This window comes from Kitasatospora sp. NPDC048407 (assembly GCF_043200475.1).
In the GTDB taxonomy this organism is placed as follows: Bacteria; Actinomycetota; Actinomycetes; order Streptomycetales; family Streptomycetaceae; genus Kitasatospora.
The window spans coordinates 33,880-46,907 of record NZ_JBICXW010000008.1; the positions used below are offsets into that span (position 1 = coordinate 33,880).

The 13,028-nt window shown below is 71.8% G+C and carries 9 protein-coding genes and 1 pseudogene; 6 read left to right on the plus strand and 4 right to left on the minus strand.

What is annotated here, in order from left to right; all coding sequences use genetic code 11:
* Window positions 1–111 precede the first annotated feature (111 nt).
* Window positions 112–312 (plus strand): hypothetical protein, encoded by a 201-nt coding sequence (locus tag ACGFWJ_RS17220; RefSeq protein ID WP_392950099.1) that lies wholly within the window; start codon window positions 112–114, stop codon window positions 310–312.
* 35 nt (window positions 313–347) lie between these two features.
* Here ACGFWJ_RS17220 and ACGFWJ_RS17225 read toward each other — a convergent pair whose 3' ends face one another.
* The 4 genes and pseudogenes from ACGFWJ_RS17225 to ACGFWJ_RS17240 form a co-directional block, all read right to left on the minus strand.
* Window positions 348–674: a transposase gene (locus ACGFWJ_RS17225; protein WP_392950102.1), complete on the minus strand. Its 327-nt coding sequence runs from the start codon at window positions 672–674 to the stop codon at window positions 348–350.
* Between the two features lie 6 nt (window positions 675–680).
* Window positions 681–836 (minus strand): annotated as a pseudogene (locus ACGFWJ_RS17230) (transposase); the annotation flags it as partial.
* Between the two features lie 154 nt (window positions 837–990).
* Window positions 991–2,616: an FAD-dependent monooxygenase gene (locus ACGFWJ_RS17235; protein WP_392950105.1), complete on the minus strand. Its 1,626-nt coding sequence runs from the start codon at window positions 2,614–2,616 to the stop codon at window positions 991–993.
* 305 nt (window positions 2,617–2,921) lie between these two features.
* Window positions 2,922–4,205, minus strand: coding sequence for a serine hydrolase domain-containing protein (locus ACGFWJ_RS17240; protein ID WP_392950107.1), 1,284 nt, complete (start codon window positions 4,203–4,205; stop codon window positions 2,922–2,924).
* Between the two features lie 712 nt (window positions 4,206–4,917).
* Between ACGFWJ_RS17240 and ACGFWJ_RS17245 the strand changes: the two genes are divergently transcribed.
* The 5 genes from ACGFWJ_RS17245 to ACGFWJ_RS17265 all read left to right on the plus strand — a co-directional run bounded on the left by ACGFWJ_RS17245 (window position 4,918) and on the right by ACGFWJ_RS17265 (window position 12,205).
* A complete protein-coding gene (locus ACGFWJ_RS17245) occupies window positions 4,918–6,579 on the plus strand; it encodes a serine/threonine-protein kinase (RefSeq protein ID WP_392950109.1) in 1,662 nt (553 codons plus the stop codon).
* Complete coding sequence (locus tag ACGFWJ_RS17250) at window positions 6,576–8,279, plus strand: serine/threonine-protein kinase (protein ID WP_392950112.1); 1,704 nt, start codon at window positions 6,576–6,578, stop codon at window positions 8,277–8,279. The genes ACGFWJ_RS17245 and ACGFWJ_RS17250 overlap by 4 nt, the downstream gene beginning before the upstream one ends.
* Window positions 8,280–8,772: 493 nt before the next feature.
* Complete coding sequence (locus tag ACGFWJ_RS17255; protein WP_392950115.1) at window positions 8,773–9,183, plus strand: hypothetical protein; 411 nt, start codon at window positions 8,773–8,775, stop codon at window positions 9,181–9,183.
* 1,002 nt (window positions 9,184–10,185) lie between these two features.
* Entirely contained in the window at window positions 10,186–11,646 is a 1,461-nt protein-coding gene (locus ACGFWJ_RS17260; RefSeq protein ID WP_392950118.1) for a hypothetical protein, read from the plus strand.
* 22 nt (window positions 11,647–11,668) lie between these two features.
* Window positions 11,669–12,205 carry a hypothetical protein gene (locus tag ACGFWJ_RS17265; RefSeq protein ID WP_392950121.1) on the plus strand — a complete coding sequence of 179 codons (537 nt, stop codon included), beginning with the start codon at window positions 11,669–11,671 and terminating at the stop codon, window positions 12,203–12,205.
* Window positions 12,206–13,028 lie beyond the last annotated feature (823 nt).

The window sequence follows — 13,028 nt, forward strand, 5'->3', positions numbered from 1 at the left end:
GGGCGCGAGCCGGCACGGAGCGGTCCTCTGCCCACCCGCTCAATGTGACGGGTCATCAACGAAGCGCGCTTGCGAGGAGATCTGGGGCGGCCGAGTGAGGAGACTGCCCGGGTGAGCACCCCACCCGGTGCCACGGACCGCGACCGCCCCGTCCCGCTGCCCGGTCCCCGCACCCCCTCCGGCGCGCCGTCGCAGTCCGGCGGGCACATGGTGGTGTGCGGCGGCGACGCGCTCGCCCACCGCTTGGCGGTCGAACTCGCCGACCGCTACGGGACCGGCCGTCAGGTCCGGTTCCACGGCGGGCACCCCTGACGGCGGGTTGAATCCCTGGTCCACGAGGGTCTTCTTCACGTGTCGGTGTCGGCGGCGACCTTGTCCAGCAGGGCGGTGCCGACGGCGTTGTCGTGGCCGGACGGGGCCGGCACCACCACGGCGATCACCAGGCCGAGCACGTCAACTGCCGGGCCCCGCTTGCGGCCTGGGACTTTCTTGTGGGCGTCGCGGCCGGTGGTGTCGGCGGGGACGCCAGTGCCGGCGTGCAGGCTCTGGGTGTCGAGGACGATCAGGCTCGGGTCGGCTGATCGGCCCCTGCGCTCGCGGACCTGCCGGTGCAGGAGGTCGTGGATGGCCTGGTCGATGCCGTCGTCGCGTCGTTTGTAGAAGTAGTACTTCACCGCGCCGGTCGGGGGCAGGTCGTGGGGGAGGTAGTCCCATTGGCAGCCGGTGCGGGACTGGTGGAGCAGGGCGTTGACGATCTCCCGAATCTCGTAGGCGCCCTGGTGGCCGCTGACGGAGGGGTGCTGGGCCTTCCAGGAGGTGCTGACGGGCTCGATCAGGGCCCGCCGCTCGTCGGATTAGTCGCTCTTGCAGGGCTGGCGATCGCTCACGGGAGACAGTCCAGCACGACCGGGCTTCCCGATCAGCGCGGATACGCCAGCACCACACGTTCCGACGTCACATACCGCCCTCTGAGGTCGGCGGTGGTTCGCGTCATCGGGCGCCGGGCTGCCAGGGGGCTGTCGAGCGGGTGATTGCGGTGAGGGCGCGGTGGAGGGTGGCGTCGCTTGGTGGGCGGTCCCGCCAGCGGGCGCCGATGTGGCCGTCGGGGCGGACGAGTAGGGCTCCGTGCGGCCGGAGGTTGCAGAGAGCGGTGTGCTCAATGGGAAGGGCCTCGATGTGCAGCGGCCATGGTGCGGCGGTCTGTTGCTCCCAGTGAGTGGGGTCCGGGGTGAGCAAGGTGAACCACTCGCCGAGGGTGTCGAGGGTGGAGCGGTCGCGGGTGAGCCAGAGGTGCGGCATGCGACGGCCCGGCTCTGCGGTGGGGACATAGTCCGTGCCCTGGTCGGACGGCTCGGGCGGGGTGCTGCCGTCGGTGAGGACGGCGGCAGAGTGGTAGGTGACGCCGAGTACGAGACCGAGCTGGGCGAAGTACTGCTCCGACCACGGAAGTTCGACCTGTGCCGGTGCTGCTTCGCCGGTCCGCAGCTGCTCGCGGCGCCGGTTCTGTACTTGGAGCAGCAGTTGGGTGTTGGCCACGGCTTGGTGGAGAGTCTGCTGGGCGACGGGCTGTCGCTCCGTCTCATAGGTTTCCAGCAGGCTTGGTTCGGCCCACCCTTGGAGAACGCCCGCCAGTTTCCAGCACAGGTTGTGCACATCGGCGACGCCGGCGTTCATGCCCAGACCGCCGATGATGGGTACCGCATGCGCGGCATCGCCGGCCAGCAGGATCCGGCCGTGACGGAAGCGTTCGGCGACGAACCCGTTCATCACCCAGTGCTGAACCCGCAACACGTCGGCTTGTACGCCGGAGTCGGCGCCGAGGGCGCGCGAGACAAGGCCGGCCCAGTCGGCCCGAGCAGCGTCTTCGGGCGTGGGAACGAACCAGGCCCAGCCTCCCTCGGGGTAGAGCGGGAGGAACGTTCCGTGCGCGGTGAAGTAGACCCCGGCGGGCTGGCGGGCGCACCAGCGGCTGAGGTCGGCGTCGAACACGACGGTGGTGAAGTCCCCGATCGCTCCGGGGCCGGTGGTGTCGATTCCCAGCCGTTGCCGGACCGTGGAGCTCGCGCCGTCAGCGGCGATGACATAGCGGGCACGGACGCGAACCTTCTCACCGTGCTGGTGGTCGAGGAGCAAGGCCACGACGCTCTCGGCCTCCTCGACCAGGTCGACGAGCTCGACCCCGAACCGCATGTGCGCGTCCGCGGCGGCAAGAAGCGTGGGTTCCAACCGATCCTGCGAGGTGACCACGCCGATTGCGGGGCTCTCCGGAACCGGCGCGTTGACCCCGACCATCGCCGCGGTGGCGAAGTCGCGGTCGCGCAGGGTGTCACGGAAGCGGACGCGGCCGTATTCCGGTGCGAATGCGTCGGCCGTGATCTTGTCGGCAAGCCCGAGCTGGCGAAAGATCTCCATCGAGCGCACGTTGACCAGCCGGGACCGGGGAAACGGTGACAGCTTGCGGTGCTTCTCGACCAGCAGTGCCCGCGCACCCCAGCGCTCCAGAAGCACCCGAGCGGTGAGCCCGACCGGCCCGCCACCGACGATCAATACGTCCGCCCCGGCGTTGGCTACGGGCATGTCAAGCTCCTCCTGCCCACCCCGGGTTCGTCGGGGCACTCGGTGACGGTGACAGGCCGGGTCGGCAACTCGGCCGCGCCGGTGGCGTAGCCACGCTCGACGTCGACCTGAACCGCCACCTGGTCAATCATCCGCACCCTGCGGCCGACCGCAATGTCCGCGCGTCGGCATACATCCGAACGTGCTCACGCGGGTGCACGACGACGAGCACACCGCCCCGGCGCAGCCGACCCGCCGTGGACGAAGGCGCGGCCTCCGAGACGAGCCGTACGGCCGGTGAGCGCACCGGTGTCAAACACGAGCCGGTTTTTTCAAGGAGGCAGGCCCTGGCGAGGGTTCCGGGGTCAGGTGAGCGGTCCGGCGGGCCGCAGCATTTGGGTGGACGGCGAGGAGGTCGAAGGGCGGTTGCCGCAGATGCCCGTGGAGTACAGGGCGTTGGAGGTTCGGATCATCGCGGCGTGGTCGGACATGGCGTACCGGTTGATCGAGGTGGCGAACTGCCGCTGGCCGTTGGCCTCGCCGACCAGCAGGGTGTTGTAGCCGGGGATGCCGCCGTCGTGTCCCCAGAACTCGCCGCAGGGCATGGTCATCCGCTGGAGCCCGAGGCCGTAGCCGACGGCCGCACTCGCGCCGTCGGTGCGCTTCATCTCGGCGAGTTCGGCCGGGCCGAGCAGTCGTCCCCCGAGCAGGGCGGCGATGAAGCGGGTGAGATCCGCGGTGGTGGAGATGCCCGCCCCGGCGGCGCCCGCCACCGACGGGTTGAGTAGCGTCACGTCGGCCGGGCCGGTGGGGAGCTTGAGGTAGCCGTGCGCGTGCGGGGCGGGTACGAAGGGCGAGTCGATGGGCATCGAGGTGTCCGTCAGACCCAGCGGCCGGATGATGCGGCTGGTCACCTCCTGCGCCCAACTGCGGCCGGTGAGGCGCTCGATGAGCATGCCGATGAGGATGTAGTCGGTGTTGGAGTAGTGCCAGCCCTGCCCGGGGGCGAAGTACGGCGGGTACTTGTTGGCGATGTCCACGAGCTGCTGCGGACGGTAGGACGTCCAGCGTCCGTCCGTCAGCCACCGCCGCAGCGTCTCCGGGTTGGTGATGTCGAACGCCGGGTCGTCGGTGTAGTCGTGGATGCCGCTGGTGTGGTTGAGCAGTTGGCGCACCGTGATGCCGGCGCCGTTCGGCACCGCGCCCGGCAGGTGGCTCTCCACGGAGTCGTCGAGGCCGAGTCGGTGTTCCGCGACCAGCTGGAGGACCACCGTCGCGACGAAGGTCTTGGTGACGCTGCCGATCCGGAAACGACCGTCCGGATCGGCGGGCGCGCCGGTGGCCATGTCCGCCACGCCGGCCGCACCCTTCCACACCGTGGAGCCGTTCTCCCGGACCCGGGCCAGCGTCGCCGAGGCGCCGCCCTCCCGCACCATGGCCCGGACCACCGCGTCCATGCCTGCCCCGTCCCCGGCCCGCGCCCCGCTCACCGCCACCAGGTCGGGCGCCGCCGAGGTGCCCGTCGCACCGGCGGCCGGCGCGAAGGCCGCCAGCAGGCCCGCGCAGGCGAGCACCACGACCGCCGAACGCCACCGCCGGCTCTCCGCCCCGATCTTCCCAAGCCTCGGACTCGCTGCCCCGTCCACCATGCCACCCTCCAGGAAACCGGCCGATGAAACCAACACCATTGACCACAAAGGCAGTTGAGAAAGTGTCAGGCCGGTGCGGGAGGAGACGTCCTCCTCGGAGCCGGAGCAGCTCCGTCCCGAGTCCCATCTTCCCGCCCGCAGAACTCCACCTCAGGTCGCGGCCGCCCCCGACGGATCCCTGATGCGCCCCCACGAAGCGGCGGGTCAAAGCCGCCGTACGTCTTCGGCGCCAGCCGCACGTTCTGCAGGACCAGCCGCTCCCGCAGGAAGCTCGCGCCGGTGGTGCGCCGGTTCTCGTACGCTCCGCGCAGTTCGCCGTCGAGGACCGCCGCCATCTTTCGCGCTGCCTCGGCTCGGGTGGCGAACCCGCTCCGCCGGCGGGTGCGGCGCCGCCCTTCGTCGGGGGCGGGGTCGATGCAGTGCGTGCACTTGCCGGGCTTCACGTCCACGGCCAACTGCGGGCACCACGGGCCCAGTTGCTTGCCGTTGCTCGGGACCAGCTGTTTTGGCTGCCGGTGGACGCATGTGGACGGAGTTGGACATCTCTGGCCGAGGTGACACCTGGGCCTCCGTCAGGCCGTGCGAACCGCGCGAGCAATCGCTTGGGGGTCAACTTTGCTTTGCGTGAAAGGAGTTGGCCGCCTGCTCGGGACCCATCTAGCAGGCGGCCAATTCGGCAAGGCATTAGACTCGCGGGCAAGGGGGACCTGGCGTGCAATCACTGGCATCTCACGACCCGACGCACATCGGACCGTTCCGCACGGCCGGGGTGCTCGGACAGGGCGGCATGGGGCAGGTACTGCTCGGGGTGGCGCCGGACGGGCGGCTCGTCGCCATCAAGCGGGTGCACGCCGACCTCGCGGAGGACCCCGGGTTCCGCTCCCGCTTCCGGCGGGAGGTGGACGCATCCCGCCGGGTCTCCGGGGCGTACGCCGCACCGGTCATCGCCGCCGACCCCGATGCGCCCACCCCCTGGCTCGCCTCGCTCTTCCTCGCCGGGCCGACCCTCGCCGAGGCGCTGGAGGCGGGCGGGGCGCTGCCCGAGCAGACGGTGCGCCTGCTCGCTGCCGGGCTCGCGCAGGCGCTGGCGGAGGTGCACCGGGTCGGGCTCGTGCACCGGGACCTCAAGCCGTCGAACGTCCTGCTGACGGCCGACGGCGTCCGGGTGGTGGACTTCGGGATCGCCCGCGCCGCCGACCACGAGACGGTGCTCACCCGCACGGGAGCCGTGATCGGCTCGCCCGCGTTCATGTCGCCCGAGCAGGTGCGCGGCGAGCAGCCGGGGCCGGCGAGCGACGTCTTCTCGCTCGGCGTCACACTCGTCACGGCCGCCACCGGCCGTAGCCCGTACGCCGGTGACTCGCCGCTCGCCGTCATGCACGCCGTCGCGCACGGCGTGCCCGACCTCGCCGCGGTCCCGGCCGGGCTGCGCCGGATCGTCGACCCGTGCCTGGCGAACGAGCCGGCCGACCGGCCGACGTCCGGTCAGCTCCTGGAGCTGGTCGGCCCGCTGGCCCCGACCGCACGCCCGTGGCCGGCGAGCGTGTACGCGCAGATCGAAGAGAAGAGAAGCACCGCGGCCCGGCTGGCGCAGGCCGCGCCCCCGGTCGCCCCTGCTCCGGCGGTGACCGCATCCGTGGCCACCGCGCCCCCGGTCGCCCCTGCTCCGACGGTGACCGCCTCCGTGGCCACCGCCCCCACCATGACGGCCCCCGTCGCGAAGCCCCCAGCCCCACGCCGCCGCCCCCGCTGGCTCGTCCCCGTCATCGCGTCCTGTGTGGTGCTCGCCGCCGTGGCGGCCCTGGTGCTGACAGCCGGCCCGGACAAGGTGTACCAGGCGGTGGCCCCCGACCCCGTGCCGACACCCGGCAGCACCCCGCTCGCCGAGGTCGCCGACAAATACACCAAGACCCTCCCCACCTGCGCGCAGGCCGACCGCAGCATCAAGGCTCCGGCCGACTTCGGCGTGCCCAGCGGCAACAGTGACGGCGTGGGCCAGGAGCCCGGCCCGGACGGGCAGCAGCATCCGGCGAACTCCTGCGTCTGGAACAGCCGCTCGGGCGACGAGGTCGGGGTCTACTGGGACCTCTTCCTCTCCCGACCGGGGGGCCTCACCGGTGCCCAACTCGCGAAGCAGCATTACGAGGGCATGTACCTCGGCGCCAAGACCCCGCGCGACCCGAACCTCGGTGTCGGCGAGGAGGGCATGTGGTACGCCACCCCCGATGACGCCAACTGCGAGCTGTACGCCCGGGACGTCAACGTGGAGATGTTCATCATGGTCAAGGGCGTCCACTACCCGAGGGGGGCGGCCTGCCAGAACCTCGCCAAGGACATGGCCCGCCAGGGCCTGGCGGCGGTGGCGGCCCTGTGAGCGGAGAGAACCAACTGCCCCGGCAGGCCGGACCGTACGTGCTGCTCGCCGAACTGGGCCGGGGCGGCATGGGCCGGGTGCTGCTCGGAGTCACACCGGACGGGCGCCCGGCAGCGGTGAAGCTGGTGCACGCCCGGCACGCGGCCGAGCCCGACTTCCGGGCCCGCTTCCGGCGCGAGGTGGCCGCATCCCGCCGGGTCTCCGGGGCGTACACGGCGGCCGTGCTGGACGCCGACCCGGACGCCGAACAGCCTTGGCTGGCCTCCGTGTTCGTGGCCGGCCCGTCGCTCGCCGCAGCCGTCGGGAAGGCCGGCGCACTGCCGGGACCGGCACTGCACCGGCTGGCGGTCGGCCTGGCAACGGCCCTGACGGAGATCCACCGGGCGGGCCTGGTCCACCGCGACCTCAAGCCCGAGAACGTGCTGCTCGCCGAGGACGGGGCCCGGGTCATCGACTTCGGCATCGCGCGCGCGGCGGAGGGGCGGGAGACCACCGAGCTCACCGGCACCGGCTGGGTGATCGGTTCTCCGCAGTTCATGTCGCCGGAGCAGGCGGACGGCCGGGAGCTGACCGCGGCGAGCGACGTCTTCTCGCTCGGCTCGGTGCTGGTGCTGGCGGCGACCGGCCACAGCCCGTTCGCCGGCCCGTCCGTCCTGCAGACGCTCTACAACGTCGTGCACACCGAACCCGACCTGACCGCCCTGCCGCCGGCCCTGCACGGGATCGTCGCGCGCTGCCTGGCCAAGCAGCCGGCCGACCGCCCCACGCCGGCCGAACTACTGGCCCTGCTCGGGCCGGTGCCCCCGGCGACCGAGCCGTGGCCACCCGGCGTGCAGCTCATGGTGGCGGCGCAGCGGGCCCGCGCCGAGCAGCTGCTGAGCGGCGGGGCCGAGCACCCGGTGCCGCCCACCGCGGCCGCCCCGCCGACCGCGCTGCGCACTGTGCCTGACCTCCCCGTCCCACCGCCCCTTCCCCGCCCCCCACTACAGCTCATGGCGGCGGCGCAGCGGGCCCGCGCCGAGCAGCTGCTGAGCGGCGGGGCCGAGCACCCGGTGCCGCCCACTGCGGACGCCCCGCCGACCGCGCTGCGCACGGTGCCCGACCTCCCCGTCCCACCGCCCCGTCCTCGCGCCCCACGCCATATCAGGTGGTGGGTCGTGGGCGGGCTGATCGCGGCCGGACTCGGCGTCGGCGGCTACCTGTTGCTGGGTCAGCCGGGCGGCGGCAGTGAACTGCCCGACGCCTACTACACGATGCCGACCTGCGCGCAGATGGCGTCCGTTATTCCGATGAAGGATCAGCTGCGGGCGGACAAGGGATCGGACACGAACATCGGGAACCACTCCAAGACCGAGTGTCACTGGTTCCCCACGGCCCCCCTCCGCCAGGGCGATCCGATCCCGGACGAGAGCGGCATCGTCTCCTGGGAGATGTACCGTTCGACCCGCGCCCAGAACGGCACCCGGGCTGCCGAACAGGACTTCGCCGGGACGGGCAACCGGCCCGAGACCGGCCTGGGCTTCGGCGACCAGGCCGACTGGCTCGACGCCACCACCACCGGCCCCAAATGCCAACTCAACGTACGCGCCGGCAACCTGGTGATCCGGGTGTACCTGAAGCGCGGCACCTACCCCGACTGCGAGGCGTCGGCCCGGGACGTCGCGAGGGCGACCCTGGCGGCCATCCCGGCGGGAGCGTGAACCGCTCCCGTGTCATCCCTCAATCTCGTTGATCCCTGCCGACAGCGCACCGCGGTGTCCCAACTCCTGGAGGGCGTCAACGGGTGGGACAGTTCTCGGCATGGAGCAGCCGGATGTGCCGTCAGGGGTCGGGCGACCGGCGGCGGCGCAACGGGCGCCAGGCTCCTGCCGGGCCCCTTTGCCCGGACCCGGGCCCAGTCCAGGCCGGCCTCGAACCGCGCGTACGGCATCGACCACAGCATCCCGAGCGAGTCCAGCATGTCGACCCGGTGTGGCGCCGGATCACCAGCCGAAGTGCGTTATCTGCTGGTCCGTCAGCCGGCGGCTGAGGTCGCCGCCTGGGCGTTGCCTGATGGCCTCGTCGTGTACATGCGCGCCTGTTAGCATCGCGACTCGCGCGGACTTGTGGGGGACCGTGCACGGGGAGAACGGAGCGAGATCCATGAGCGTACCCACTGAGATCTCACAGTTTCGCCTGGGCCACCGAACGAGCATGACCCGCACCGAGGGGCTGCGCAGCACGACCTATCGGTCGCAGTGGCACCTGTTCCCGCTCGGCGCGAGCCGACGCCCGGAAACGGGGTCCGTGGTTCTCGACGTAGTGTGCGGAGACTGCCGCGTCCCGATCAAGGTCGTGCTGGAATCCGAGCCGACCGCCGCGCAGAAGCAGCGGACCCGCAGCACGCTCGGCTGGCTCCTGCTCGTGGCGGGGATCGGCCTTGTTGTCATCGCTTGTCTCATCGGCGGCAGCGGCGCGGGTGCCGGCTTGGCAGGCGTGACCGGCTTGTTCGCCGTGGCCACCAGCTTCGGCGTACGCAGCGGGGCAAAGACCTATTCGGGCGTCCGCGTGGACCGCGACCAGCCCACCACCACGAACACCCCGCACCGGATCTTCGTCCGCTGACGCCGCCGAACGATGGCAGGGTCTGCTCTGTGCCGCCCGGGTGCCCGCGCTGGAGGTGCGCGCCGCCACGGAGGTCAACCGAAGGCCGACCGGCGCGTCCCGGCGATTCGCACCAACTGCTCGACGGTCGTATCGAGTTGTGAGTAAGCAAGGTAGTAAGCGATCTCGTCGGGCTTGGTCAGGCAGTGCCCACCGCCGGCGGACCTGGGTCTCGCCCTGGTAGTCGTACTCGGCCACGGCGGGCAGCCGGACGGCCGCCCAGTGGTAGACGCGCGGGCCCTTGGCGCCGTTGCCGCACGAGATCCGTTCCCAAGCCTCGGCGGGGCCTGGGCGAACAGCCGGTCGATCCGTGGACAGCCTGCGCTGAACTGGGACTTGGGCACTGCCAGGACATGGCCGACGCCGGAAGCGGCCCTCCTGCTCGTAGGCCGAGTCCGCGGTGACCCAGGCGATGGGCAGCTCGGAGGCAAGCGCACGCAGCACCATGGCCTTGGCCAGGTCGCCCTTGGTGTGGAAGTCCCGTTCATCGGGGGATCTTCGCCGCGCGGCAGCGGTCCCGGTCCGCGGCCCGGGACTTGGGCAGGTAGAGCTCTCGGGCGACCAGGGCCCGGCCACGGGCGCCGGTCCGCCCGCGCCGAGGAGGGCTTCGGCAGCTTCGACGATCGCCTGCCGCGTCGCGGCCGCCCGTCGCGTCGTTCGGGAGGACTCTTTCGCTGCCACGGGGGCGACTTCACACTCGCCCGGTACTGGAACCACTTCCACCACTGGCATGGCTTCCAGTAGTGTCCGTGACGGCGAGTCGCGTTGTTGTCCGAGCGCCAGGCTGCCACAACTGCCTTACGACGGAGGGGCATTGGGGTGAGCGGCGAAGCGGCCGAGGAGAAGTCGAGAGCCGCCGGGAATCCGACCTGTTGCGCCTGGTCGCGCTGAACGCCCGAGATCGGTACCCCGACTCGCGGCACCCGCGAATGCCTGGCGATGTGCTCTCACCTTGGAGATCCTGTGACCGATCAGGAAAGTACGGGGAAGTCGGCCGAGCCGGGTCCGGTGCGCGGTGCGGCGGTGGCCGCGGTGTGCGTGGTGGTGGCCGGGGCTCTCGCCACCGCGTCGGGGACGTGGTTCTCGCCGCAGTGGAAAGCGGGTTGGCTGATCACGGGCCTCGGCCTCGTCGCGGTGGCCGTGGCGTGGCCCCGGCGCATCCGCGAGGTGCCGGCCGACGAGGTGAAGAGGCGGGCGACCGCCGTCCTCGCCTTCGCCTGGGTCCTGGTGCTGTGCGTCGCGGCGGTGGCCTTCGCGCTGACCGTCAGCGTCTGGTTCCATGGCCGTGACCTCGACGACACCGCGACGCTTCGGGTCCAGGCCCTGACGGTGGAGTGCGAGGACTCCGGTGAGCACGGGCAGAAGTGCCACTACTCCTACGTCGTGAACGGGCGGGAGTACCTCGGCGACGGCAACTTCGGGGGGTCTCTTCCCGTGACGCTGCGGGTAGACCCGGCCCACCCGGGAGACCTGGGGAGGGCGGACCAGGACTACAGGCTCCTGTGGGTCGGTATCGTGCTCTCCGCGCTGACGGCCGCTGGGGCGGCGTGGGGGCTGGTGGACGGTGAACGGGACCTCGCTCGGCTTGGTCGCGACGGTTACGCACCTGAGCCGGAGCAGGATACGCCGGAGGCGCGGAGCGTGGCCGAAGCGGAGGGGTTCGGTTCGTTCGTCGCCAGGAAGAAGATGCCGGGCAGTGCCGCCTTCGTCGGCGGGTGCATGGGCGCGGTCCTGCTCATCGTTTTCGGGGTCGCCCTGGTGGCGGCCACGGGCTTCGGGTCGGCCCCGAGCCTGATGGGAGTCGTCCTCCTTGTCGCGGCGGTGGCCGTCGTGGTGCTCACGGTCCGACGCGACAGACGCGACACCGCCAGGGCGCCCATCGTGTACGGGTACGAATCCGGCATGGTCATCGCCTCCGAGCGGGGATGCGAACCCCATTCCTGGCAGGACGTCGTCCCTTTCGAGTTCATGCGGGCCCTGAGGAGCAGCAGTGGCCAAGGGAGCAGTTCACGAACCTCCTACCACCGCTGCCTGGAGCTGCGTTCCCCCGCCGGCACCAAACTGCTCGGATTCCTCGGGCAGCGGGAGGCGGACCGGTTCGCCGAGCTGCTCGCGGCCTACGAAGTCCCGCGGGCCCAGGAGCGACTCGACCGGGGAGAGTCGGTCACCTACGGCCGATTCACCCTGAGCGCCGCCGCGTTGACCGTCGACGGCACGGCGCACCCGTGGCGGGACATCCACCACGTCACCACGGCCGACCACGAGGTCGGCGTCGTCCTCCGCACCGGGGAAACGATCTCCGCGTTGCCCGGCGAGACGCCCCACCTCCGCGCCCTCCGCAGCCTGATGGCGCACCGGATCCGGAACGGCGGATCCCTCGCGACCGAAGCCGAAGGCGAGCCGGGCGGGGGCGCCCACTCCTGACCGGCCCGTCCGAGGCGACACCATGCAGGAAGGAGCGGGTCCGGACCCGGCGAAGACGCCCGGCGAGGAGTGGGCAGGGCTTGATGAGCGAAGCAGGGAGGGCACGCCGGCCATGCAGGACGGGATCGATCCCAGGTTTGCCGCGGTCGACGCCGCGCTCGATGCCGCGCTCGATCGGGGCGACCCCGACGCCGGTACCGAGGTGATCAAGCTGGTCTTCGCGAGCGACGGGTTCGAGGCTGTCGCGGCGAGGGTCGAGCGTGCTCTGGGAGCCGACCGGTTCGAGGTTCGGCAGCTGGCCTGCGTGGCCGCAGGCGACCTCGCCCGAACTTCGGGCCGCCTGACTCCCGGCATCTACGCGGCGCTGCGAGCGGAAGGACTCGGAGGGGTGGCGGACACGGCGATCAGGGACGCTCTGACCTTCATCCCGTTCCGGCAACTGTCCTGGTGGTTCCGATGGACCTGGATCCGGCTGACCGTACTGGAGGGGATCGAAGGACGATGGCTGCGCGCCGTCGACGCCGTCGAGACCGCGCGTGATGCCTGGCGGGCCAGGTAGCCAGGTCCGGACGCCCCGAGTGGCCGGGCCGCCGGTGACGCGGCAGGCCGGAGGCGTGGGATTCGCTCCGGGCAGGGCGACCCTTTCGAAGAAGTCGTGGGCGAGGAGTACGTCCGCTTCAAGCCCGGATTCTCCGGGGCGGGGTGCAGGGCCGGGGCACGGCGGGGTGCGCGGTCGGCCGCCGGGTTCCGGCGCCGGTGCAGCGCGGTGCCGGGCCGGACCGGCAGTCGCTTCCGACGCGGCACCTGCGCGGGCAGACCCGGTGGCGGTGCGGCGGGCCGCGTGCCTGACTGTCCTTCCGGTTGCCGCCGGCCGGGGTGGCCGGCGGCAGTGCGGGGAGGGGCATGCGAGGCCGCAGTAGGCGGCCATGAAGCGGGTGATCTGGTCGGTGTGGTCGGTGAGTTCGGGCAGGTAGGAGGGTGATGGCTTCGCGGACTTGGCGGACGAGTTCGCCAGTGTCCTGGGCGGCCGGGTCGACGTAGGGCTCCAGGCGGCGGACGAGTTCGAAGCTGCTGGAGACGTCCACGGCGCGCATGGCCTTCTCCAGGCCGAAGCGGGGCGCGTCGGCGGGCATCACTTCGGGGAGTTTGCGGCTGACAAAGGTGACGCGGTGCAGGACGCGCCAGCACGCGCGAGGGCGGCATGCTCGCGGACGTCGTCGTCGCGGTGGCGAGCATCGACCCGGCGATGGGTGGCGTGGACCGCTGAGAGCCGCCGCACCGCCAGCCGGGCCAGGGGCGGCCGTGCCGGTTCCGGATGAGGCCGGCCACCCGGCGCGCGGCGGAGGGAATGCGCCCTTGACGATGGTGATCCTCTGCGACAG

Bases quoted from the DNA above. Each gene is read 5' to 3' on its own strand.
- ACGFWJ_RS17240 (WP_392950107.1), bottom strand. From the start codon at position 4,205: ATGGTGGACGGGGCAGCGAGTCCGAGGCTTGGGAAGATCGGGGCGGAG.
- ACGFWJ_RS17255 (WP_392950115.1), top strand. From the start codon at position 8,773: ATGACCCGCACCGAGGGGCTGCGCAGCACGACCTATCGGTCGCAGTGG.
- ACGFWJ_RS17265 (WP_392950121.1), top strand. From the start codon at position 11,669: ATGCAGGAAGGAGCGGGTCCGGACCCGGCGAAGACGCCCGGCGAGGAG.